At 30.6% G+C, this 25,406-nt stretch carries 23 protein-coding genes and 2 pseudogenes; 22 read left to right on the forward strand and 3 right to left on the reverse strand.

Features of this window, described 5'->3' with window-relative positions; genetic code table 11:
• Positions 1-41 precede the first annotated feature (41 nt).
• The 7 genes from dnaK to AC27L2_RS10900 all read left to right on the forward strand — a co-directional run bounded on the left by dnaK (position 42) and on the right by AC27L2_RS10900 (position 7,880).
• The gene (gene dnaK / locus AC27L2_RS10870) at positions 42-1,955 is read left to right on the forward strand and encodes a molecular chaperone DnaK (protein WP_487211792.1); all 1,914 of its coding nucleotides are present in this window, start codon (positions 42-44) and stop codon (positions 1,953-1,955) included.
• A gap of 62 nt (positions 1,956-2,017) precedes the next feature.
• Positions 2,018-2,413, forward strand: coding sequence for an Hsp20/alpha crystallin family protein (locus AC27L2_RS10875; RefSeq protein ID WP_487211793.1), 396 nt, complete (start codon positions 2,018-2,020; stop codon positions 2,411-2,413).
• A gap of 116 nt (positions 2,414-2,529) precedes the next feature.
• Positions 2,530-4,509, forward strand: coding sequence for a M1 family metallopeptidase (locus AC27L2_RS10880; RefSeq protein ID WP_487211794.1), 1,980 nt, complete (start codon positions 2,530-2,532; stop codon positions 4,507-4,509).
• Positions 4,506-5,408 (forward strand): hypothetical protein, encoded by a 903-nt coding sequence (locus AC27L2_RS10885; RefSeq protein WP_487211795.1) that lies wholly within the window; start codon positions 4,506-4,508, stop codon positions 5,406-5,408. The genes AC27L2_RS10880 and AC27L2_RS10885 overlap by 4 nt, the downstream gene beginning before the upstream one ends.
• A gap of 1 nt (position 5,409) precedes the next feature.
• On the forward strand, positions 5,410-5,955 hold the full coding sequence (gene def / locus AC27L2_RS10890; RefSeq protein ID WP_487211796.1) for a peptide deformylase: 546 nt from the start codon (positions 5,410-5,412) through the stop codon (positions 5,953-5,955).
• A gap of 23 nt (positions 5,956-5,978) precedes the next feature.
• Positions 5,979-6,881, forward strand: a complete 903-nt coding sequence (gene fmt / locus AC27L2_RS10895; protein WP_487211797.1) for a methionyl-tRNA formyltransferase — start codon at positions 5,979-5,981, stop codon at positions 6,879-6,881.
• A gap of 21 nt (positions 6,882-6,902) precedes the next feature.
• Positions 6,903-7,880, forward strand: a complete 978-nt coding sequence (locus tag AC27L2_RS10900) for a PLP-dependent cysteine synthase family protein (protein WP_487211798.1) — start codon at positions 6,903-6,905, stop codon at positions 7,878-7,880.
• A gap of 4 nt (positions 7,881-7,884) precedes the next feature.
• On the opposite strand, the gene AC27L2_RS10905 is transcribed toward AC27L2_RS10900, so the two are convergent.
• The 3 genes and pseudogenes from AC27L2_RS10905 to AC27L2_RS10915 form a co-directional block, all read right to left on the reverse strand.
• Positions 7,885-8,430: a CZB domain-containing protein gene (locus tag AC27L2_RS10905; RefSeq protein WP_487211842.1), complete on the reverse strand. Its 546-nt coding sequence runs from the start codon at positions 8,428-8,430 to the stop codon at positions 7,885-7,887.
• A gap of 57 nt (positions 8,431-8,487) precedes the next feature.
• Positions 8,488-9,390 (reverse strand): annotated as a pseudogene (locus AC27L2_RS10910) (methyl-accepting chemotaxis protein); the annotation flags it as partial.
• Positions 9,382-10,212: pseudogene (locus AC27L2_RS10915) on the reverse strand (GAF domain-containing protein); the annotation flags it as partial. The pseudogenes AC27L2_RS10915 and AC27L2_RS10910, both read right to left, overlap by 9 nt.
• Before the next feature lie 202 nt (positions 10,213-10,414).
• On the opposite strand from AC27L2_RS10915, the gene AC27L2_RS10920 reads away from it, so the two are divergent.
• The 15 genes from AC27L2_RS10920 (at position 10,415) to AC27L2_RS10990 (ending at position 24,977) form a co-directional block, all read left to right on the forward strand.
• A complete protein-coding gene (locus AC27L2_RS10920; RefSeq protein WP_487211799.1) occupies positions 10,415-11,728 on the forward strand; it encodes a trans-sulfuration enzyme family protein in 1,314 nt (437 codons plus the stop codon).
• A gap of 27 nt (positions 11,729-11,755) precedes the next feature.
• On the forward strand, positions 11,756-12,499 hold the full coding sequence (gene pgeF, locus AC27L2_RS10925; RefSeq protein ID WP_487211800.1) for a peptidoglycan editing factor PgeF: 744 nt from the start codon (positions 11,756-11,758) through the stop codon (positions 12,497-12,499).
• On the forward strand, positions 12,496-13,404 hold the full coding sequence (locus AC27L2_RS10930) for a DMT family transporter (protein ID WP_487211801.1): 909 nt from the start codon (positions 12,496-12,498) through the stop codon (positions 13,402-13,404). Before pgeF ends, AC27L2_RS10930 begins: the two co-directional genes overlap by 4 nt.
• 5 nt (positions 13,405-13,409) lie before the next feature.
• Entirely contained in the window at positions 13,410-13,778 is a 369-nt protein-coding gene (gene folB / locus AC27L2_RS10935; protein ID WP_487211802.1) for a dihydroneopterin aldolase, read from the forward strand.
• On the forward strand, positions 13,771-14,271 hold the full coding sequence (folK, locus tag AC27L2_RS10940) for a 2-amino-4-hydroxy-6-hydroxymethyldihydropteridine diphosphokinase (protein WP_487211803.1): 501 nt from the start codon (positions 13,771-13,773) through the stop codon (positions 14,269-14,271). The genes folB and folK overlap by 8 nt, the downstream gene beginning before the upstream one ends.
• Positions 14,272-14,279: 8 nt before the next feature.
• The gene (locus tag AC27L2_RS10945; RefSeq protein ID WP_487211804.1) at positions 14,280-14,924 is read left to right on the forward strand and encodes a deoxynucleoside kinase; all 645 of its coding nucleotides are present in this window, start codon (positions 14,280-14,282) and stop codon (positions 14,922-14,924) included.
• A gap of 4 nt (positions 14,925-14,928) precedes the next feature.
• Positions 14,929-15,132, forward strand: coding sequence for a hypothetical protein (locus AC27L2_RS10950; RefSeq protein ID WP_487211805.1), 204 nt, complete (start codon positions 14,929-14,931; stop codon positions 15,130-15,132).
• A gap of 6 nt (positions 15,133-15,138) precedes the next feature.
• Entirely contained in the window at positions 15,139-16,239 is a 1,101-nt protein-coding gene (locus tag AC27L2_RS10955) for a glycosyltransferase family 9 protein (RefSeq protein ID WP_487211806.1), read from the forward strand.
• On the forward strand, positions 16,236-17,798 hold the full coding sequence (locus AC27L2_RS10960) for a Ppx/GppA phosphatase family protein (protein WP_487211807.1): 1,563 nt from the start codon (positions 16,236-16,238) through the stop codon (positions 17,796-17,798). The genes AC27L2_RS10955 and AC27L2_RS10960 overlap by 4 nt, the downstream gene beginning before the upstream one ends.
• Positions 17,799-17,893: 95 nt before the next feature.
• The gene (gene asnS, locus AC27L2_RS10965) at positions 17,894-19,192 is read left to right on the forward strand and encodes an asparagine--tRNA ligase (protein ID WP_487211808.1); all 1,299 of its coding nucleotides are present in this window, start codon (positions 17,894-17,896) and stop codon (positions 19,190-19,192) included.
• Positions 19,193-19,708 (forward strand): NADH-quinone oxidoreductase subunit J family protein, encoded by a 516-nt coding sequence (locus tag AC27L2_RS10970; protein ID WP_487211809.1) that lies wholly within the window; start codon positions 19,193-19,195, stop codon positions 19,706-19,708.
• 19 nt (positions 19,709-19,727) lie between these two features.
• A complete protein-coding gene (nuoK, locus tag AC27L2_RS10975; protein WP_487211810.1) occupies positions 19,728-20,036 on the forward strand; it encodes an NADH-quinone oxidoreductase subunit NuoK in 309 nt (102 codons plus the stop codon).
• A gap of 6 nt (positions 20,037-20,042) precedes the next feature.
• Entirely contained in the window at positions 20,043-21,983 is a 1,941-nt protein-coding gene (gene nuoL, locus AC27L2_RS10980; RefSeq protein ID WP_487211811.1) for an NADH-quinone oxidoreductase subunit L, read from the forward strand.
• 19 nt (positions 21,984-22,002) lie between these two features.
• The gene (locus tag AC27L2_RS10985) at positions 22,003-23,529 is read left to right on the forward strand and encodes an NADH-quinone oxidoreductase subunit M (RefSeq protein ID WP_487211812.1); all 1,527 of its coding nucleotides are present in this window, start codon (positions 22,003-22,005) and stop codon (positions 23,527-23,529) included.
• Positions 23,530-23,543: 14 nt separating this feature from the next.
• Positions 23,544-24,977 carry an NADH-quinone oxidoreductase subunit N gene (locus tag AC27L2_RS10990; RefSeq protein ID WP_487211813.1) on the forward strand — a complete coding sequence of 478 codons (1,434 nt, stop codon included), beginning with the start codon at positions 23,544-23,546 and terminating at the stop codon, positions 24,975-24,977.
• The last annotated feature ends 429 nt before the right edge of the window (positions 24,978-25,406 follow it).

Consider the following 25,406-nt stretch of genomic DNA (forward strand, 5'->3'; position numbering starts at 1 on the left):
TATCCTTTTTTTATTTATAAACAAATTAAAGGGTATGAAAAATGGGAAAAATAATTGGAATTGACTTAGGAACTACAAACTCCTGTGTAGCTGTAATGGAAGGGAATGAGCCGGTAGTTATTCCGAATTCTGAAGGTGGAAGAACTACTCCTTCGGTTGTTGCTTTTACAAAAACAGGAGAAATTCTTGTAGGACAGCCTGCAAAACGACAGGCAATTACTAACCCTAAAAATACGGTCTTCTCAATTAAAAGATTTATGGGAAGAAGACTTGATGAAGTTGATGAAGAAACTAAAGAAGTTCCTTATGAAGTTGTTGCTGCAGAAAATGGCTCGGCAAGAGTTAAGATTGGAGATAGATTATATTCACCCCCAGAAATTTCTGCAATGATTTTGCAGAAAATGAAAAAGACTGCAGAAGATTACCTTGGTCACGAAGTTACAGAAGCTGTTATTACTGTTCCAGCTTATTTTAATGATGCTCAAAGACAAGCTACTAAAGATGCAGGTGAAATTGCTGGTCTTAACGTAAGAAGAATTATTAATGAACCAACTGCTGCTGCTCTTGCTTATGGTCTTGATAAAAAACACAAAGACCAAATTGTTGCAGTTTATGACTTAGGTGGTGGAACTTTTGATATTTCTATTCTTCAAATTGGTGAAGGAGTTTTTGAAGTTAAATCTACAAACGGAGATACACACTTAGGTGGTGATGATTTTGACCAGAGATTGATTGATTATCTTGCTGATGAATTCCAGAAACAGGAAGGTATTGATTTAAGAAAAGATCCTATGGCTCTTCAAAGATTGAAAGAAGCTGCTGAAAAAGCTAAGATTGAATTATCTTCTTCTATGCAGACAGATGTTAATTTGCCATTTATTACTGCTACTCAAGATGGACCAAAACACTTAAACATTACTATTACTCGTGCAAAGTTTGAACAATTAATTGATGATTTAATTCAAAGAACAATTCCACCTTGCGAAAAAGCAATGAAGGATGCTGGAGTAACTCCTTCACAAATTGATGAGGTTATTCTTGTAGGTGGTTCTACTCGTGTTCCAAAAGTTCAGGAAGTTGTAAGAAAAATATTTGGCAAAGAACCACATAAAGGAGTAAATCCTGATGAGGTTGTAGCTGTTGGCGCTGCTATTCAAGGTGGTGTTCTTGCGGGTGATGTTAAAGATGTTCTGTTGCTTGATGTTACTCCATTGTCTTTAGGTATTGAAACTTTAGGCGGTGTTATGACTGTTCTGATTCCAGCTAATACTACAATTCCAACTCGAAAGAGTGAAATATTCTCAACAGCTGCCGATAATCAATCGTCTGTGGAAATTCATGTTCTCCAGGGTGAAAGACCAATGGCAGCAGACAATAGAACACTTGGAAGATTCCATCTTGATGGAATACCGCCAGCTCCGCGTGGTGTTCCTCAAATAGAAGTTACTTTTGATATTGATGCTAATGGAATTCTTCATGTTTCTGCTAAAGATAAAGCTACTAATCGAGAACAAAGCATCAGAATTACATCTTCAAGCGGCTTAACAAAAGAAGAAATCGAAAGAATGAAACAGGAAGCTAAAGCTCATGCCGCCGAAGATAAGAAAAAGAAAGAAGCTGCTGAAATCAGAAATAATGCTGATAATCTTGTTTTCCAAACTAAAAAGCAGATCCAAGAACTTAAAGATAAATTAACTCCTGAACAAAGAAGCAGACTTGAAAGTGAAATTCAGAAAGTTGAGGATGCTCTCAAAACTAATGATACTGACAGAATCAAAAATTCTGCTGATGCTCTAACAAGAGTATGGAACGAAATTGCTCAGCATCTCTATGCTCAGCAGGGAGCTTATTCTCAAGCTAATCCTGGTTCTCAAACCAAATCTGATGGAACTGGAAAGGATGATAAAGATGTTCAGGATGCTTCCTATGAAGTTGTTGATGACGACAAAAAATAATGTTTGAAAATAAATTCAGTAATTGAATTGAAAAAGTTTGAAAAATAAAAAAGGAGGTGGATATGGCAGAAGTAAAAGAAATGCAAGAAGTTAAAACCCAAAAAAGCTGGGAAGAAGCATTAGAAAATGAATCCTGGGTTGCTCCTCTTGTTGATATTTATGAAACCGATGATGAGTTTTTCTTAAATGCTTATATCCCAGGAGTAAAAAAAGAAAATCTCAAGATTAAACTTGAAGACAATCATCTCGTCATAATGGGCAGAATTGATAATTACGATGAAGCTGTAAACCGTAAATATGTTCTAAAGGAAACTGAAATTGGAAACTTCTATCGAAGATTTAAAATTTCAGACAGCATTGATGAATCAAAAATTGATGCAAAACTTGAAAATGGTGTTCTTGAAATTCGATTGCCTAAACATGAACGTGTAAAACCAAGAACAATTGAAATAAAGTAATTCCTGATTTAAAGGCTGCTCGAAATTAATTACTCTCAATTCCAGATAAATTTTGAGCAGCCATTTTTTATTTATAAAATTGAATTAAAAATCTAGTGTTCTTATGTTTCTGATGTATGAAAAAATTATTTATTCTGATTTTTTTAATCTTATTTTCTGGTATCCTTTATTTTTATCAAAATAACTTTGAATCATACCAGAATTTTGATGTTCAGAATACATCTGCTTATTTCAAAGGTATTCTGAAATCAGAATATGATAAAATTCAGAGTGTTGCCAATTACAATATCGACGTTGAACTAATCCCTCATGAAAATCAGATTAATGTTAAAGAAGAAATCATCTGGATAAACAAAACAAGTTTTTATACCAACGAAATTCATTTTCATTTTTATGCAAATGCTTATAAAAGCAACAAAACTTTATTTGCTTCGGCATTTAATCTTGAAAAGGAAAATCAAACAGAGATTAAGATTAAGAAATTTTATGTTGACGGCAAATCTTCAGAATTAATCTTTTTCCAGCCTGAAATTCCAAATCCGCACGACAGCACTGTAGCTAAAGTAATGCTGGATAAATTTATAAAGCCAAATGATACAGTAAAAATTTATTTCGAATACTCACTGATAATTCCGATTTCAGTAAAAAGATTTGGAAGAGCTGCAGGAAGAAATTTTTATTTTGTATCTCAGTGGTTCCCAAAAGTTGGCGTATTTGAAAATGGCAAATGGATATGTAGTCAATATCATCCTTATCTTAATTTCTATGCTGATTTTGGAGAATACAATGTAAATATTAAAGTGCCAGAAAGTTATATTGTAGCATCAACTGGGGTTTGTAAAGAAAAAATAGTTAATGAAAAATTTACTTTGTATAAAATAACTCAATATGGAGTTCATGATTTTGCATGGATGGCTTCCGATGAAATTATTCATAAAAAAGATATTTATAAAAGAAAAGACGGCACACCAATTTTTATTAATGCTTACATTCAACCAGAAAATGAAAAATATTCAGAACGATTTATTCAATGTGTGAAAAATTGCTTAGAGTATTTTGAAAATTATATAGGAATTTATCCTTATCAAACAATTTCTCTAATTGATGTTCCTCATTCAAGTGCTTCTGGTGGAATGGAATATCCTACATTGTTTACTGTTCATGTAAATTTATTTTCGCCAAAAAACACTGGTTCACCTGAGTATCTTACAGCTCATGAATTTGCTCATCAATATTTTTATGGTATTATTGCAAACAACGAAGTTTATGAAGCCTGGCTCGATGAAGGTTTTGCCTCTTATCTTTCAACAAAAATAATGTACAAATATTATCCAAACATTTTAGAAAATTTTAAAATACTTACCTATATACCTGTCTATGGAATAAATTTTCTTTCGTTCAATGATATTCCTTTAATCTACACTGTTGCAGATATTCCAATAGTTGAAGGCAGCAATAGTGCAAAAGATTATTATAAAAATTTAACGATTGGCTCGATTGCAGATACTTCTTACAAACAGCCATCAAGACTTTCTTATGTTGTTAACTCTTATGATAAACCTGAATTAATGTTATTATCTCTCGAAAGATATTTGGGCTTTGATAAGATGATGAAAATACTTCAAGAATATTTTGATAGATATAAATACAAACATCCAAAGTCAGAAGATTTTATTAATGTAGTTAATAAAAATTGCAATGAAGATATATCATGGTTCTGGGAAGATATTTTTTACAACTCAAAAATTTTTGACTACAGAATTACATCTGTAAAAAAAGTTTCATCGAATGTGTATCATGTTTTAGCTGAAAGACTACGGGACGGTGTTTTTAAGAATGATATTGCACTTTATACTGATAAAGATACTCTCTATCAAAAGTGGGATGGCAAAGAAAGATGGAAAATTTTTGAATTTAGAACTAATAACAAAGTTATTGCAGCCGAGATTGATCCTCAAAGAAAAAATCTTCTTGATATAAATTTTGCAAATAATTCATTTACAATGGAGCCAAGATATTGGGCTTCAATTTCAATTGCACTCAGATGGTTTTTCTGGGTTCAAAATGCATTAATGATGCTTGGAAGTATAGGATGATAAAAAGTATCAACGAAATTATAATTAACTCAATAAGAGCTGTAAGTCATAATCTTAAGTTTGTCATTTTATTCTGGTTTACAAATACTGCATTTGCTGTTGTGCTCAGTGTTCCAATTTATAATTTGCTTTTAAATGACTTAAAGAATTCTTTGATTAGTGATAAATTAAATTCTGGATTTGATTACTTCTGGTATCTTCAATTCAGAAATTTATATCAAATACCGCTTGACCAAATTCCATGGGCTATTTATACAGTTGCCGGAATTTATACAATTATTCAAACATTTTATCTTGGAGGTTTGATTTCTGTATTCAATCAGTTCAACAAAAATCATTTTGTTGATTTTTTTTATGGCGGAGTTAAATACTTCTTCAGATTTTTTAAGGTGCTTCTTGTATCTGTAATTTTTTATTCAATTGCATTTCTAATGAATGACCTTCTTGGTGATTTAATAACTGTTGTATTTCGAAATACTGAATTCATGAAGACTGAATTTATTATGCGTTTTTTAAGATATACATTTTTACTATTCTTAATTGGAATAATTACATTGATATCAGATTACTCGAAGATTGCTCTTGCATTGAAAGATAAAACTAAAGTTCTTCAAGAAATTATCTATGCATCAAATTTTATTAAGAACAATTTTTCAATTGTATTTCTTGTATTCTTGTTTATTGCATTTCTTGGAGCAGTTGGTTCAATTGTTTATAATCTTATTGTAATAGAAATTCCACGAACACCTTATTACTTTTTGGCAATTTCCTTTTTTCTTCAGCAAATGTTAATTATCTTTCGATTGTTAATTCGAATGTTATTCTGCTCAAGCGAGGTAATTTTATTTAAAGACTTGGCAGCAGGTATTGTTCAAACAGAAGAAAAGGAAGAAATTTAAAATGGCAATATTACCAATAACGATATATGGAAATAAAATTTTAAGGCAGAAAGCTAAACCTGTGCGTTCGGTTTCTGATGAACTGATTAAAAAAATTAAAGATATGTTTGATACAATGCGAAATGCTAATGGAATTGGACTTGCAGCAAATCAAGTTGGATTTACGGAATCAATATTTGTTGTTGATTTAAAAGGTGTTGATGGTTATGAAAAATTCAAACCAGTTGTGATGATTAATCCAGAAATTATTTTGAAATCAGAAGAAACAGAAATTATGGAAGAAGGATGCTTAAGCCTTCCTGGATTAAAAGCAGAAGTTGAACGACCAAAACAAATCAAAGTTAAGTATGTTGATGCAGATGAAAATGAAGTTGAAATCGAAGCAGATGATTTGTTTGCAAGAGTAATCCTTCATGAATATGACCACTTAATTGGCAAGTTAATTCCCGACAGAGTTAATGCAGAAATTAAGAAACAATTGCAGGAAGATTTGAACAAAATTAAAAAGAGAGAAGTCAGCATTGATTATCCCATTGTTGAAGATTAAATATAATTTGTTTGGAGAGTGACTTGAAAATTGTATTTATGGGTTCTCCTGAATTTGCAATCCCTTCTTTAGAAAAATTATTAAACAGCAATCACACAGTTGAATTAGTTGTTTCTGCACCAGATAAAGAAAGAGGAAGAGGGAAAAAACTATTACCAACACCTGTTAAAGAGTTTGCACTTTCAAAAGGATTAAAAGTTTTATCTCCAATTTCGCTCAAAGAAGAAAATTTTATTAAACAGCTCAAAGAAATAAATCCGGATTTATTTGTTGTAGTTGCTTTTAGAATTCTTCCACAAGAAGTATTCACAATTCCTTCAAAAGGTTCTTTTAATCTGCATGCATCTTTACTGCCAAAATACAGAGGAGCAGCACCAATTCAATGGGCACTGATTAATGGAGAAAAAGAAACAGGCGTAACAACATTTTTTCTTGAAGAAAAAGTAGATACTGGCAATATCATTCTTCAAGAGAAAATTGAGATTGAAGATGAAGATAATTTCGGAACACTTCACGATAAATTGATGATTCTTGGAGCAGATGTTGTGCTAAAAACTGTTGAGTTAATTGATTCAGGAAACTATGAATTAATCAAGCAAGATGATTCATTAGCATCACCAGCCCCAAAAATTACAAAAGAGATATGCAGAATTGATTGGTCAAAAAGTGCAATAGAAATACATAATCTAGTAAGAGGTTTATCACCTCACCCCTGTGCATTTTTTGAACATAACGAGAAAATTTATAAAGTATACAAAACTAAAGTTGTTAAGAATATAAATTTAGAACAATCAAAAATTCATCAAACTAAAAAAGAAATTTTTGTTGGCACTTCCAGTGGAGCAATTCAAATTTTAGAATTGCAATTGGAAGGAAGAAAAAGAATGTCAGCAGAAGAATTTCTAAGAGGTTATTCTTTATTATAAAATATTACAAGAGAATTAAAGATGAGAAATTTTTGTTATGAAAATGTTCTTGAAGCAATTGGAAGAACCCCAATTGTTAAATTAGGAAATATTTCCAAAGGCTTGAAAGCAAAGATTTATGCTAAACTTGAGTTTATGAATCCTGGTGGAAGCATCAAGGATAGAATTGCAAAGTATATGATTGAAAAAGCTGAAAGAGAAGGAAAGATAAAACCCGGTGACACAATAATTGAAAATTCATCAGGCAACACTGCGATGGGTTTGGCAATTGTTTGCAGACAAAAGGGATACAAATTGAAAATTGTAATTCGTGATACAACCAGCAAAGAAAAAATTAAAATGCTTGAAGTACTTGGAGTTGATGTAATTAAAGTCGATGCTTCACTTCCTCCAGAACATCCTGAATCTTACAACAATTATGCATATAACTTAGCTAAGAATGACCCAACAATTTATTATATCGATCAACATAACAATTTAGATAACAACGAAGCTCATTACATGACAACTGGACCTGAAATATGGGAACAGATGGAAGGAAAAATTGATTACTTAATTGGGGCAATTGGAACAGGAGGAACAATTACAGGCGCAGGAAAATTTTTGAAGGAGAAAAATCCTGCAATCAAAGTTATAGGCATTGACCCTGTAGGTTCAATATTTTATGAATATTTCAAAAACAAAAGACTAATCAAACCTTCAAAATATTTAATTGAAGGAATGGGAGATGAATTTTTAATTAAAACAGCTCAGCTTGATATTCTTGATGATATGTATCAAATAGATGATAAAAAGGCTTTTGGATGGACAAAAAAATTAGCTTATGAAGAAGGAATAATTGCAGGCGGTTCATCAGGCGCAAATATCTGGGGAGCAGTTAAACTTGCAAAAGAAATTGACAAAGAAGCCAATATTGTCACCATTATAAATGACAGCGGTTATAAATACTTTTCTACCATTTATAATGATGACTGGCTTAGAGAAAATAATTTGTTATGATTTTTTATTGTAAACTCGGAGTAAGTAAATAACCTTTGTATTTGGTGGACTTTCTCTCGAGTATATCCAATAATTTAATTATTTCATCGCTGTATTTTTCTATATCTTCCAATTTTATTTTAGCTGAAGTTTTATTGCCATGAATTACATCTTTTACAATTTCTTCTGCTAATTTATGTAATTGAATGTGCCATTTTTCTAATTCAATAAAGTTTGGATCATTTTTGAAGTAAGCTGAACCTGCTCCATAATACCATTTGCCAAGTGAACAAGCTTTATAATTTCCTGCTGTATGAGGTTCAACTTTTTCTTTTCCAAGAATTACATTGGATAATCTTATTTTCCATTGTCTGTGAGCAAGCTTTGCAGCTGAAAAATCAAAATCATCAATTTTAATATTATCACCTGTTATTTGTTTTGTTTTAACTAAAGTATCTGATTCAGAGAGCCTGAACATATTTAATAGTTCCTGCAAACTAACAGCTAATCTCGAGAGGTCGTTGGAACCTACTGCAATTTGTGACAAAGCTTGTGCTGATTGATGAATCATTTCTGATATATTTTCAACATTTTTATAAACTTGTTTTGAAGTTGCTGATTGTTCTTCGCTTGCTGCAGCAATTTGATTAATTAACTCAATTACTTCTTCGATATTAGCTGGAATTTTTTCGAGTGATTTCTGTGATTTTTCAATAAGATCAATTATTTCTAATACATTTTTATTTCCTGCATTCATTGAATCGATTACATTATGTGTTTCTTTCCTAATCGCAGTAATAATATCGCTGATTTCTTTTGTAGATTTTGAAGAACGTTCGGCTAATTTACGAACTTCATCGGCTACAACTGCAAATCCTCTTCCATGTTCACCAGCTCTTGCAGCTTCAATTGCAGCATTAAGAGCAAGTAAATTTGTTTGTTCAGCTATTTCATCAATAACTTGTAAAATTCCAGTGATTGCTTCTGTAGATTTTCCAAGTTCTTCTAATTTCTTAGTTGCATTCTGAACAAAACTTGTAATTTGTTTGACTTTGTCAATTGTTCCACCAATTTCATAAATACTTTCTTTAATAATTTGTCCGTTAGTCGAAACTTTGTTTGCAGTTTGAACAGCATTTTCAGCATTGGTCTGAATTGCAACATTCATTTGGTCTGCTGATGTTGTTATTTCATTTATTTGCTCTGATTGATTGTTAAGTGTTGCAGTCAATTCTTCTGTTGTTGCCGAAATTTGATTTGTTGATGATGCAAGAGTATCGGTAACTTCACGAACCTGCTTGAGAATATCTTTCAGCGAGTAAACCATGAATTGCAGATTATCTAATATCAATTTATTGTTTTCATCTTCAAAGTGATTATTGTTAAAATCAATTGCAAAATTTCTGTCAGATAAATTATTTAATATTTCTTTTAGTTTTTCAGATTCATTCTTTAATAAGTTATTTCTTCTAGTTATATATTCGATGAAATCAAAATTAATAATTTGATTTACTGCTATAATTGCAAGCATTTCAATGAATTTTTTATCTTCTTCTTTAAATGGCTGACCATTGTTTTTCTCTGATATGTATAAATTTCCAAAACTTTTATCTTCATGGATTAACGGCGTAGCAAGCAAAGTTTTCATAACAGGATGATTTGGAGGAACTCCGAATGATTTAGGATGTTTCGAGAGGTCATCAAGCATTAATGTTTGTTTTGTTTGATGAATATAACCGAGTAAACCTTTCCCTTCTGGGTATCTTCCAATTAATTTTTTTGTTTCTTCATCAATGCCTCTTGTTATAAATTTTTTTACTCGCGAATTATCATCAAAGACAGAAATTGCAACATATTTTACATCGAAGATTTCTTTTGTTAAATCAGCTAATGTTTCTAAAATTTCATCTATATTTTTTTGATTACGGAATTTAAAAAATGCATCTATAATTAAACTTGTATTTTTAACAAATCGATGAAAGGTGTTGTGAACAAGATTAAGGTCATTATTAATATTGCTTAATTCATCATTAATAAAAAATTTATTGTATGATTCTGAAAAATCTAACTGTGCTAATTTATGAAGCTTTAATTTTAGCTGACTTATTTTTGAGATTAATGTGAATATAAAAAATAAAGCTAAGCAAAATGCTGCTATTGTAATAACAATAAATAAAAAATGTAGTTTTGTTATGTAATTATTAACAATAGTTTTAATGCTTGTAATATCTTTTCGAAGAAGGTAAGAATTTATTTCATTTGTGAATGAATTGACATTTAAATAAAGGAAGAAAACAAGAATTCCAATAATAACAGCTGCTAATAAAAATTGAATTTTTAAATTAATCCTCATTTTTATCTCCAAAATATAATTTCTGTAAATATTATCGGATAAAAGGGCTTCCGGTTTAGTGATTACTGTAGAACAGACTTCAGTCTGTTGTTATTATAAAAAAATTTTGTAAAAATTTTTTGAGATTAATATTCTGATTCAAACAAGATAGGTTTCTAATCTACTTTTCTTTAATTTTCGTTAGAAAAAATCGGAGGTAATTATGGCTGAGAATGCCAAAAATAATAAGTATGATGAATCGAAGTATTCAATGGATACCCATTTAATCTATGGGAAATATATTACTGATAAATGGGATTACTCACATCATGTTACAGCTCCAATTTCATCTTCCACAACATTTCGATTAGATTCTGTTGAAAGAGGTGCCGAAGGATTTATGAGATTTGCTCATACTCAGGAATTTGGTGAAAAAGCACCAATATTTATTTATGACAGACTTGGCGAACCTAACAAAGATATGCTCGAAGAAAATTTAGCTTATGTTGAAAAAGGAGAAATGGCTGTTAGTTTTGCAAGCGGTATGGGGGCTATTTCAGCTGTGCTTGGTATTTTAACAAAATCAGGTGACGAAATCATAACTCATAACACTCTTTACGGATGTACACTTTCATTATTAACTAATTGGTATCCTCGATATAATATTAAATGGACACCTATCGATTTAACTAATTCACAAAATTTACTTAATCATGTAACAGAAAAAACTAAGGTAGTCTATTTTGAAACTCCTGCAAATCCTAATTTGCAAATAATTGATATTCAAGAAATTAGAAATGTAGTTGATGAAATAAACAAAACAAGAACTGAAGAAAACAAAATTCAAATTGTTATTGATAACACATTTGCTACTCCATTCTGTCAGCGTCCAATTGAATTTGGAGCAGACTTTGTAGTTCATTCTCTTACAAAAGGAATTGGCGGCTTTGGAACAGATATGGGTGGTATTGTTATTGGGAAAAAGAAATATCAAGATTTACTTCAGCTTTATAGAAAAGATTTTGGAGGTGTATTGAATCCTAAAAGTGCATGGTCAATTTTAACTTATGGACTTCCAACTTTACCAATTAGATTAAGACAACAAATCAATTCTGCTACTAAAATTGCAGATTACTTAAATTCTCATCCAAAAATTGAATTTGTCAATTATCCAGGGTTACCAGATTTTAAATACTATGAAACCGCAAAAAAACAAATGAAAGATTTCAACGGAAACTTTGCCCCGGGAAGTTTAATTTACTTTGTAATAAAAGGGAATAACCCGGCTGAAAGCAAAGAAAACGGAAGAAAATTTATGGATTATGCTGCCGATTATGCTTACACAATGACTCTTGCTGTTAGTCTTGGTCATACTCGCACTTTGCTTGAACATCCTGCTTCGATGACTCATTCTGTTGTTCCACCTGAACAACTGGCAGATAGAGGTATTGATGCCGGTGGAATTAGATTGGCTATTGGCCTTGAAAATCCTGATGACATTATTTATGACCTTGAACAATGTCTGAAAATTATATAATAAATTTTCATTCATCTTGTTATTGAAATGTTAAAGATTATTCAGAGTAATTTATTCAGAAAATTTCCAGAAATTATTTTTGGATTTTCAACAAAAATTGGACTTAACAGAAAAGAACCTTATTACTTTAATATGTCTTATTCTGTTGGTGATAAAAAAGAAATTGTGGAAGAAAATAGAAGAGAATTTTTTAAAGAACTTGGATTAAATCCTGCTAATGTAGCTTATCAAAAACAAATTCATAGCGATATTGTTAAGATAATTGAAAAACCAGGCTATGCTGGACTGAGTGATGCTTTAATAACGCAGGTTCCTGAAATTGCTTTAGCAATTTCTTCTGCAGATTGTGCTGCAATTTTTATTTACGACACAAAAAATAAAATCATAGCAGCGGTTCATTCAGGATGGAAGGGAACATATAAAAAAATTCTTAAAAAAACTCTTCATCTAATGTTTGAAAATTTTCATTCCAACCCAAAAAATTTATTTGCCTACATAGCACCATCAATTTCCCAAAAAAATTATGAAGTTAGAGAAGATGTAGCTTCATTGTTCGATTCAAAATATCTTAAAAAAATTGATAGTAAAATTTTTCTTGATATAAAAAAAGCAAATGAAGATATGTTAATTGAAAATGGAATACCTGAAAAACAAATTGAAATTTCAGAATTATGTTCTTATGAAGAAAAAAATTTGCTCCATTCATACAGACGTGATGGGAAATATTCCGGCAGAGCTTTAGGTTTAATTGCTATGAGAAAAATTTTATGATATCAGAAAATTTTAAAATAATATTGGGCTACATTTTAATTTGTTTAATTTGGGGTTCAACCTGGCTTGCTATTCGAATTGGGTTGGATTCTTTAACTCCAATTTTTTCAGCAGGAATAAGATTTATCTTGGCTTCTATTTTCATTTATATTCTTATGAAATTGAAAAACATTGAATTGCAAAGAGATTCATCTTCAATGAGGTTATATTTAATTCTCTCACTATTTTCTTTTACAATTCCATTTGGATTGGTATACTGGGCAGAACAGTTTATTCCTTCTGGTTTAGCTTCAATTTTATTTGCAATGCTTCCGTTTGGTGTAATAATTTTTTCTTTCCTTGCTTTCGAAAATTATAAAGTTTCTTTCAATCAATTAGTTGGTGTTTTATTAGGTTTTGCTGGAATTGTAATTATTTTTTCAGAAAACCTCAGCTTTAATTTATCAGATTACTTCTGGGGTACATTAGCTGTTCTGCTTAGTGCATTTATGCAGGCTTCAATTGCAGTTATAATTAAAAAATATGGTGAACATTTAAATCCGCTTTCAATGAATTTTTTACCATTATTATTTGCTGGTTTAATTATGATTATTGCTGCATTTATGTTTGAAAATTCTTCTGCATGGAAATTTGATTATAAAGCTGTCGGCTCAATTATTTTCCTTTCGTTCTTTGGGACAGTTGTTACTTTTACAACTTATTACTGGCTTCTTAAAAGGATGAATATTGTTATACTTTCTTTATCTTCTTTCATTACTCCAATTGTTGCAGTTTTACTTGGTTGGTTGATCTTAGATGAATCACTATCAAGTTACACAATTTTTGGAAGCTCATTAGTGCTAATAGGAATTTTATTTGCTAATTTTAGAGGGTTGATAAAATATTTTGAAGCAAAAAAATTGTAAGTGGTATGGTTAATATCATTAGAATAAAAAATGCAAGTTTTTATGCATATCATGGAGCATTAAAAGAAGAACAAAATATTGGCGGCAGATTTGAAGCCGATGTAGATATTTATACCGATTTCTCAAAAGCTGCTGAAAAAGATGACTTGAAACTTACAATCAACTACGACGAAGTTTATAAGTTTATTAAAGAAATTGTTCACCAAAAAAAACTTTATTTAATCGAAACCCTTGCAACTACAATTGCAAATGAACTGCTTAAAAGATATCCGGCAATACAAAAAATCGCAGTTAGAGTCCGCAAACATAATGTTCCAGTTGGCGGAGTTCTGGATTATGTAGAAGCGGAGGTTATAAAAGAAAATGGTGAATAATATTTTTCTGGGTTTAGGTTCTAACAAAGGAGACCGTTTATATTTTCTCCGTGCTGCAGTAAAAAAAATTCATGGATTTGAAAGCTGCAAAGTTCTTGCTGCATCTTCTATTTATGAATCAAAACCATACGGAAATCCAAATCAGGAAAATTTTTATAATGCAGTTATTGAAATTGATACAGGTCTTGGAGTAATTGGGCTTCATAAATTCTTAAAGGATATCGAAAAAGAACTTGGAAGAAAAGAATCATCCGAAAGATGGGGTCCAAGAGAAATTGATATTGATATTCTCTTCCTTAATACTTTAATTTATGAAACAGATGATTTAATTATACCACATCCTGAAGTGTACAAAAGAGATTTTGCATTGATACCATTAATTGAAATAGCTCCAGATTTTATTCCGCCTGGACAAAAGAAAAAGTTAAAAGAATTTGATTTGTCAAACATAGAAAAATATATAATTGGGAAATTAGATTACTCACTAATTTAATTAATACCGTGAAAGAACTTAGATATATCGCAATCGAAGGTGTTATTGGCGCAGGTAAAACAAGTTTAGCAATGAAACTTTCAGAAAAACTTCGCGCCAATCTCATTCTTGAGGAATTTCAAACAAATCCTTTTCTCGAAAAATTTTACGAAGACAGACGCAAATATGCTTTCCAAACTCAAATCTTTTTTCTGATTAGCCGCTATCAACAACTTCTAAAATTGAATCAGCCTGATTTGTTTAATAATTATGTTGTATCAGATTACATATTCGATAAGGATAGAATCTTTGCTTATTTAAATCTTTCAGGAGAAGAATTGAAACTTTATGATACTCTTTTCCCATTACTGATGCGCGATATTCCAAAACCTGATTTGGTAATTTATTTGCAGTCGAGCATTGATAGACTTATGCAGAACATAAAACATCGTGGACGAACATTTGAGAAAAATTTAACACGTGCATATCTTGTAGAACTTTCAGAAGCTTATAATGATTTTTTCTTTAAGTATAACGAAACTCCATTGTTAATTGTTAATACAACCGAAATTGATTTCATTAATCGAGAAGAAGATTTTGATGAACTCTATAAACAAATATTTCGAGATGACAGAGGATTCATAGAATATTTTAACCCAGAAGCAAGGAAATAAAATAATGATACGATTAATAATCTGGTTTTTATTGCTGTATATAATTTTCAAAATTGTTAGGATGGTAAAAGCTGCATTGTCTTCTGATTATAAATCAGAAAATGAAATTCATAAGAAAAAGAATAAATCAAAATACAATATAAAAGATGAAGATATTATTGAAGCAAAATTTGAAGATATAATTCCAAAAGATAGTTCAAAAAGTTGAATCTAAATGTCCCATCAGAATTTAATTTCGAAATTCTTTATTGATTATTTGCGTAAAAATTTTTCTGAAGAAGAAAAACACGATTATAAACTCAATAATCCAGAAAATTTTTTGATTATTCGGCAGCATAATCAATTTGGTGATATGCTTGCAAGTATTTCATTGTTCAGAGCAATAAAAGAAAAATTTCCATCATCAAAAATCACTTTGATTGCAAGTCCAGAAAATTATTTTGCAGTTACAAAAAATAGTTTGATAGATTATTTGTTTGTCTTTAATAAAAAGAAATTATTGAACATTATTTATTTATTGCGTTTAATCAAAATATTGAGAAAAAGATATGATGTTGCAATTGTTCCAGCAACTGTAGCAATTTCAAAAACTAGTTGTATTCTTGCAGCATTCTCTAATTCAAAAATAAAAATTGGGCCTACTTCGTTAGATAACAAAGAAAATAATCTTTCTTTTCTTTTTAATTACAGAATCAATTTGAACTGGAAAAAAAATCCTGATGCGCATGTATCTGATTTTATTCTCGATATTGTAAAACCTTTTGGTATTACAACCAAAAATTTTCGTCCACATATTGATTTTACAGAAGAAGATGAAAATGAAGTAATAAAATTTATTTCAAAAATGAATCTTAATGATGTTGAATATTTAATTGGTTTTCATGTGGGAGCCGGAAAACCACAGAATAGATGGGCACTCGATAAGTTTATTAAATTAATTTACATGCTGAATGAACAATACAAAATTAGAATCTATTTTACCGGAAGTAGTGCGGATAAAAATGAAATTTCTTACATCAAAAAAAATCTGAAAATTGATGCATATTATTTTTTGAATAGACCGATATCTCAGCTTGCAGCTTTAATATCAAAAAGTGATTTGTTTATAACTAACGATACTGGTGTTATGCATGTAGCAGGTGCAACTGATACACCACAAATTTCAATTTTTGGTCCAACCAATCCATTTAATTGGGCACCGATTGGAAATGAAAAATATTTTATCAGGAAATCTGAACTAATTTCTGATGTAAGCGTAGATGATGTGTTTAATCTTTGCAAATCGATATTAGAAAAAAGAAAGAAAAGAATATGAAAGGACAAAATTTAGCTGCTATAGACCTTGGCACAAATTCATTTCACTTGATTGTTGTTAAAATAAAAGACAACGGAAATTTTGAAATTATTGACAGAGAGAAAGAAGTAATTAGATTGGGTGAAGGGAGTAGTGGTGATATAAAAATTATTTTGCCACAGGCAATAGAAAGAGCAATCAATTGTTTGAAAAGATTTAAGGGCATTGCAGAATCTCATAATGCAAAAATTCGTGCTGTAGCAACAAGCGCAGTAAGAGAAGCTCATAACAAAAATGAATTTATTCAGAAAGTAAATGATGAAGTTGGAATTGATATTGAAATTATTAGTGGCTATGAAGAAGCACGATTAATTTATCTTGGTGCGTTAAAAGCATTGCCAATTTTTAATAAAAAGATTCTTCTAATTGATATTGGAGGAGGAAGCACTGAATTTTTAATTGGAGAAAAAGGAAATCCAATTTATTCAGTAAGCTTGAAAATTGGAGCTGTAAGATTATCACAAAAATTTTTCCCGGATTATATTATTTCTGCTACTCGAATTAAAGAATGTCGAAAGTGGGTTGAAGGTGAAATTTATCCAATTGTTCATCACCTTTTGAGTGAAGGATTTGAACTGGCTGTAGGAACATCAGGCACAATTATGTCTGTTGGGATGATGATTAATACATTGAAAAAAGGGAATGTAAATTCAATAGTGAATTTGAACAATTTTGTTTTTAATAAAGATGAATTAGAAGAAATTGCTGAAGAAATTCTTAAAAGAAAAACTCCAGAAAAAAGAAAAAAAATTCCTGCAATGGATGAAAAAAGAGCAGATATAATTCCAGCTGGAATAATTATTCTAAAAACAATTTTTGATTTGTTGAAAATTCAGGAGATAACGATTTCAAATTATGCATTGAGAGAAGGAATTATAATTGATGCACTTCAAAAACACAGCTCGGAGTTGAATAAGCCAATTCTTTCAGATATAAGAAAAGAATCTGTTAAACATCTTGCTGAAAAATGTAATTACGATAAAACACACTGTGAACATGTTGCTAAATTATCTCTTCAAATGTTTGATGATTTAATAAATCTTCATCAATTAGAAGATGAATACAGAGAACTTCTTGAGGCTGCAGCAATTTTACATGATGTTGGATATAATATTTCACATGCAAATCATCATCACCATAGTTATTACTTAATTAAAAATAGTGAACTGCTTGGCTTTAATGAAAATGAAATAGATATAATTGCTCACACAGCAAGATATCATCGTAAAAGCCATCCAAAGCCAAGCCATATTGAATTTGAAATGCTGCAGGGGAAGACAAAACAAATTATCAAAAAGTTATCAGCTATTTTGAGAATTGCAGATTCATTAGACAGGACACATCAACAAATAATTAAGAATATTAAAGCCGAAATAAAAAGTGATAATGTAATACTTCATATTGAATGTGATAATAAATTAAAACCTGATATTGAGTTATGGAACTTAGAAAGACGCAAAGGATTGTTTGAAGAAGTCTTTAAGAAAAAAATAAAAGTAAGTATATCAAAGGTTGATTGAAATTAATTTATATGAAAAAAGATGAATCAATGTTTTTGCATAATAGATAATCACTTAGTTATATTTGAAAAAATAAATTCGAGAATTTCCAGATAATGAGACCTGCTGTTTATATTAAAGATTTATCAAAACATGTCGGGGAAGAAGTTACACTTAAAGGTTGGCTCTATAATAAAAGGTCAAGTGGAAAAATCAAATTTTTAATTCTACGTGATGGTTCTGGTTATACTCAATGTGTAGTTGTAAAAAATAATGTTAGTGATGAAGTATTTGAGATAGCAGATAAAATTACACAGGAATCATCATTCGAAGTAAAAGGCAAAGTAAGAGCAGAAAGTCGTGCAATTGGTGGTTATGAACTTGATGTAACAGACCTTAAGTTAATTTCTCTTTCCCAGGATTATCCAATTACACCCAAAGAACATGGCATCGAATTTTTAATGGACAATCGCCATCTCTGGGTGCGCTCAAAAAAACAAGTTGCAATCTTAAAAATTCGCCATCGAATTGTAAAAGCAATTCGTGATTTCTTTGATTCACATGGTTTTACTCTTTTTGATCCCCCAATCATAACTCCAAATGCATGCGAAGGAACCTCAACATTATTTGAACTTGATTACTTTGATTTAGGTAAAGCTTATTTAACTCAATCAGGTCAACTCTATGCTGAAAGCGGCGCAATGGCACTTGGAAAAGTTTATTCATTTGGTCCAACTTTTCGAGCAGAAAAATCTAAAACAAGAAGACATTTGACAGAATTCTGGATGGTCGAACCTGAAATGGCTTTTTATGATTTGAATGATAATATGGACCTTGCAGAAGAATTTCTTGAATATATTGTTCAAACAGTTCTTGAAGATAAGAAAGAAGAATTAAAAGAACTTGAGCGTGATACATCAAAATTAGAAAAAGTTGTTCGTCCATTCCCAAGAATAACTTATGATGAAGCTGTAGAAATTCTTAAAAAGAATGGTGTTGATTTTCAATGGGGGAACGACTTTGGTGGAGGTGATGAAACAATAATTTCAGAACAATTTGACAGACCTGTCATGGTTCATCATTATCCGGCTGAAGTTAAAGCATTCTATATGAAAAGAGATCCTGATAATCCTAAACTTGCACTTGCTGTAGATGTTCTGGCTCCTGAAGGTTATGGAGAAATTATTGGAGGAAGTCAACGCGAAGACGATTTGAATTTATTAATTGAAAGAATAAAAGAACATAATCTGCCTCAGGAATATTTTGAATGGTACCTCGATTTGAGAAGATATGGTTCAGTGCCTCACTCCGGTTTTGGTCTTGGTCTTGAAAGAACTGTAAGCTGGATTTGTGGCCTTGAACACTTAAGAGAAGCAATTCCATTTCCAAGAATGATTTACAGGAATACACCATAAATGAATCTGGAAATTTTACTTTTTACAATTCTTTCTTTGATAGCTGCAGTTTCTTCTGTTATGATGATTACAAGAAGAAATGCAGTAATTAGTGCTTTGTTTCTGATTCTAAATTTCTTTGCTCTTGCAGGACTTTATTTATTATTAAATGCACAATTTATTGCTGTTGTTCAAATTATAGTTTATGCAGGTGCAATTATGGTTCTTTTCTTATTTGTAATTATGTTGTTAAGAACCGACAATGAACCTTCTATATTAAGCAATAATAAATCATTAAAATATTTTGCAATTGCAATCGGAATTTTTGTATTCATTCAAGTGGCATATTTGATTTCTTATGAAAAGCCTTCAAGAAAATTGACACCTAATGAAGAATTGAGTGTGAAAGTTGGAACAATTCAAAATATTGGAAAAGAATTGTATACAAATTACTTTATTCCTTTTGAAGTAGCAGGATTTTTATTGCTTGCTGCAACTATTGGAGCAATTATTCTTGCTAAGAAAAAATTTGAATAACTAAAATTGTGGAATTAATATGTCTTCAATTCCAATTGAATATTATTTAATCTTAAGTGCATTTATGTTTATTGTTGGTGTTATTGGTGTGTTAATTAGAAGAAATGCAATTGTTGTTTTCATGTGTATTGAACTGATGCTTAACTCAGCTAATTTAGCTTTGGTTACTTTTTCATCTTATCTTGGAAATCCTGCGGGACAAGTTTTTGTATTTTTTGTTATGACTGTTGCAGCTGCAGAAGCGGCAGTTGGACTTGCAATTATTATTGCTATTTTTAGAAATAAAATGACCGTTAATATTGACGAAATAAATATCTTTAAATGGTAGTTGCTGATGATTAATTACATTTATCTGGCAGTAATTCTTCCATTAATTGGATTTTTAATTAATGGACTTTTTGGAAGAAAAATCAAAAATGAAATTATAATTGGAATAATTGGAAGCTCTTCAGTTGGAATTGCTTTCTTAATTTCTTTAGGTGCATTTCTTCAAACATTGTCCTTGCCTGTTGACCAGCGAGCAAATACTGTAGAATTATTTACCTGGCTTTCTGCAAATGGATTGAATATAAAATTTGCATATCTCGTTGACCAGCTTTCTTTAACAATGTCTTTGATTGTTACAGGTGTAGGATTTTTAATTCACGTTTATTCGATTGGCTACATGCATGGCGATAAAGGTTACTGGAGATTTTTTGCTTATCTCAATCTTTTCATCTTTGCAATGATGAATTTAGTTCTTGGTGATAATTTTGTTGTTCTCTTTCTTGGCTGGGAAGGTGTTGGTTTATGTTCTTACCTATTAATTGGATTCTGGTACGATAAAAAATTTGAAAAGAGCACAACTGCCGATGCAGCGAAAAAAGCTTTTATTGTAAATAGAATTGGCGACTTTGGATTTCTACTCGGTATGTTTTTGATTTATTACACTTTTGATTCTCTTAATTTCCATGAAGTATTTTCCAAAGCACAATCATTATCAATAAATGAAACTACTTTTAGTTTAATTGCTTTGTTTTTGTTTATTGGAGCAACAGGCAAATCTGCTCAAATTCCATTATATGTCTGGCTACCAGATGCAATGGCTGGACCAACTCCAGTTTCGGCATTAATTCATGCTGCTACTATGGTTACCGCTGGTGTTTACATGGTTTCAAGAGCATCTATATTATTTGCATCTGCTCCAGCAATTATGATGCTTGTTGCAGTAATTGGATTATTAACCGCATTGTTTGCAGCATCAATTGGATTAGTTCAAAATGATATCAAAAAAGTTCTTGCTTATTCAACTATCAGCCAACTTGGTTATATGTTTTTAGCTGCAGGTGTTGGGGCTTTTAGTGCTTCCATTTTTCATGTTATGACACATGCATTCTTCAAAGCTTTGCTGTTTCTTGGAGCAGGTTCTGTAATTCATGGTATGCATGAAGAACAGAATATTCAGAATTACGGCGGCTTGAAAAAATATATGCCAAAAACTTATGCAACATTTTTAATTGCTGCTCTTGCAATTTCTGGCTTTCCAGGTTTATCAGGATTTTTCAGTAAAGATGAAATTTTGTGGTATGCTTATGCAAACGGCGGATTTATTTTTTGGCTAATTGGTGCTTTAACAGCAATGTTAACTGCATTTTATATATTTAGACTTTTCTCACTTACATTCTTAGGCGAAGAAAGATTTGACCATCATAAAATTCATCCTCATGAATCACCATCTGTAATGACAATTCCATTAATTATTCTTGCTGTCCTATCTGTTATTGGTGGTTATGTTGGAATTCCCGAAGTTTTTTCTGGTGAAGATGGAAATTTGTTCGAAAAATGGCTTGCCCCAATTTATGAACCAGCTGAACAAAAAATTATGCATTATGGATTTCATACTCACGCTCAGGAAATTTTATTGATGGCAATTTCTGTTATACTTGCTTTAAGTGCTATTTACTTTGCTCTTTATGTTTATACAAAAAATAAAATTATTGCAGAAAATATTTCCATCAGATTCAGAAAATTTTATAATCTCTTATTGAATAAATATTATGTCGATGAAATTTATGATGCAGCTGTAGTTAATCCGATTAAAATTGGTTCTGAAAAAGTTTTGTGGAAATTTACTGATTCATTTATCATAGATGGAATTGTAAATGGAGCAGCAAAAATTATTGCAGTTATTTCAGAATATATAAGAAAAATTCAAACTGGAATTGCACAGTTCTATGCAATTGTAATTGTTGCTGGAATAGCAGCAGTTCTTTTATGGATAATACTAAGTTTATAAAAAGGTATTTATTGAAAATATGCAGGAAAATCTAATTCTAACATACTTGTTAATAATTCCGATAATAGGAAGCATACTTGTTCTTTTTTTTGATGAAGAACAAAAAAAATTCATTCGTTGGTTTGGATTCCTAATTTCTTTAATTGCATTTATTATTTCATTAATTGCATATAAACAATTTAATCCTCAAGACCCACAGTTTCAGTTAATTCATAAAGTCTTATGGATAAAAAGTTTGAATATCAGTTATCATGTAGGTGTTGATGGAATTTCGTTGATATTAATTTTGCTTACAACATTTATAACTCCTTTAACACTTCTTTCAACATGGAAAGCAATTGATAAGAATGTAAAAATGTTTACTTTCTCCATGCTTCTTCTTGAAGCTGGAATGCTTGGTGTATTTATGTCTTTGGATATTTTTCTGTTTTATATTTTCTGGGAAGCAATGCTTATTCCGATGTATTTTATAATTGGAATCTGGGGAGGAGAAAGAAGAATTTATGCATCAATTAAATTTTTCCTTTACACAATGTTTGGAAGTTTATTGATGCTTGTTGCAATTATATGGCTTGCGGTTTATGCTTCAAATCAAACAGGAATGTTTACAACAAATCTTATTGATTTATATAAAGTTGGTCCAACAATTGCACGAAGTATTCAGAACTGGATGTTCCTTGCATTCTTCTTAAGTTTTGCAATTAAAGTTCCAATATTTCCACTTCATACATGGCTGCCCGATGCGCATGTTGAGGCTCCAACTGCAGGCTCAGTAATTTTAGCTGGGGTTTTGCTTAAGATGGGAACATACGGTTTAGTTCGATTTTGTTTGCCATTGTTTCCACAAGCTGCTGTTCATTATGCATCTTTTATTTCTATTCTCGCAGTAATTGGAATTATTTATGGGGCTCTTGTTTCAATGGTTCAGCCTGATATGAAAAAACTTGTTGCTTATTCCTCTGTTTCTCATCTTGGTTTTGTTGTGCTTGGAATTTTTGCAATGACAGTTGAATCAATGCAGGGAGCAGTTATTCAAATGATAAATCATGGATTATCAACTGGAGCTCTCTTTCTTTTGGTTGGAGTAATTTATGAAAGGACACATCATCGCGAAATTGAATATTATGGCGGTATCGCAAAAATTGTTCCTATATATTCAACTTTATTGATGATTGTATCTTTATCATCAATTGGTTTACCAGGATTAAATGGTTTCGTAGGTGAATTTTTAATTTTATTAGGTTCATTTAAATCCCAGGTTTTGAACAGCTGGTGGTATACAATTTTTGCTGCAAGTGGAGTAATCTTTGCTGCAGTTTATTTATTGTGGATGTATCAGCGTGTAGTTTTTGGAGAAGTGAAGAATGCAAATTTGTTCCAAGAATTAACAGATATGAATAAACGAGAGTTATTGGTTCTTCTGCCTATCATTTTATTTATTGTCTGGATAGGAATTTATCCTTCAACATTTTTGAAATTAACTGAAGTCTCAGTTCAAACAATTTTACAAAATGTAAGCATCAATACATTTGATTTTTTGAAATAATTAATTGAGTTACTATGCCAGCAAATACATCAGAATACATAATGATTATGCCTTTTATATTTCTTGGCACTGCAATATTATTTTCTATAGTAATTGAAATATCAACAAAAAAGAGCGAAGAAATTCTTCCATGGCTTTCTATAATTTCATTCTTTATTGTTGCTCTGTATTCATTATTAAATATTAATAATCAAGCAGTTTTGTTTAATGGAATGATGGAAGTTGGCGGAAAATCTGCAATATTTAATTTTATTTTTAATCTTGGTGCAATGCTAATAACTATCAGCTCGATTGATTACATAAAAAAATATGGAACATATTATGGTGAATATTACATTTTGATTCAATCTTCTGTATTGGGCATGATGATAATGGCTGGCTCGAATGATTTAATTATGATTTTTCTTGGATTGGAATTAATGTCCATCTGTTTTTATATACTTGCAGGAATTAACAGAAAAAAATTATCTGCAAACGAAGCCTCAATGAAATACTTTCTGCTTGGTGCATTTGCAACTGGATTTATTGTTTATGGAATAGCATTAATTTATGGAGCTGCAGGTTCTACCAATATTTCATTTTTAATTACAAATTTTTCTAATCTGTTAACAAATATAATTTTTGTTACAGGTTTTATTTTATTTCTTATCGGATTCAGTTTTAAAATTGCAGCTGTTCCATTCCACATGTGGGTTCCAGATGTTTATCAGGGTTCTGCAACTACTGTTACTGGTTTAATGTCGACTACAGGAAAAACAGCAGCATTTAGTGTATTAATTATAGCATTGACTGCTGTCTTTACATTAAAAGCTCCAAACAATTTTAGAAATTATTTTGCAGTTATATCAACACTTTCTATGTTGCTTGGAAGTATAGTGGCAATTTCTCAAAATAATTTAAAAAGAATGCTTGCTTATTCTTCAATTGCACATGCTGGATATATGTCAATTGGTTTAGCTGCGGGAAATATTGATAGCATTGCTGGAATTATTTTTTACCTTGCTGCTTATACATTTATCAACATTGGTGCTTTTAGCGTGATTTCAATTGTAGAAGGAGAAAATGATTCTCGAATAGATATTGATTCATTCTCTGGGTTGAATTCAAAAAGTCCTTTCCTTGCTGCATTAATGTCTCTGTTTATGTTTGCACTTGCAGGTATTCCGCCTTTAGCAGGATTCTTTGGAAAGTATTATGTATTTGTTGGAGCAATTGAAAGTGGATTAACATGGCTTGCAATAATTGGAGTTTTATCGAGTGTAATTAGTGTATATTTTTATTTGCGTGTTGTTGTTTATATGTACTTCAAAGAACCTGTTCAAAACTTCCAGATAGAAATATCACCATTCGCCTTAACTTCTGTAATTATTAGCAGTGCGTTAGTCCTGATATTTGGAATTATGCCCGATTTACTGATGAATATCATTACATCAGTAATCAAGTTGTAATTTGATGATAGGAAATTATTTTTGTTAATTTTGTTTAATAAGTTGAATAAACTTGTTAAAATAATTTTGTCTTATTGATATAATTTCATAACGATGAAAAATATCAATCTGTGTTAACCAAAAGAAGTTGAATTATTTCACTAAAATTTTATTTATGAATTGCAATATTATAGGGAAGAAATATTTTCAAAATTTATGTAGATAAAGTTCCTTCGAGAACTAAGCAGTTTCTATAGTTGTACGCAGATTAACATAATTTGCATGAATTTATTCTGAATAGTTTTAGATATTTCAGTTACTCTGCTTAAAGTGGAAAAAGAATCTTAAAAATATTGTCAAAAAGATTCATGTAATGCTTAGCGAAGCAAGGAATCTAAAATATTAATAAAACTGAATTGCAGATTTTTCTTATTTGCATCTGAATAGGTT

The organism is Rosettibacter sp. KY25 (genome assembly GCF_057554405.1).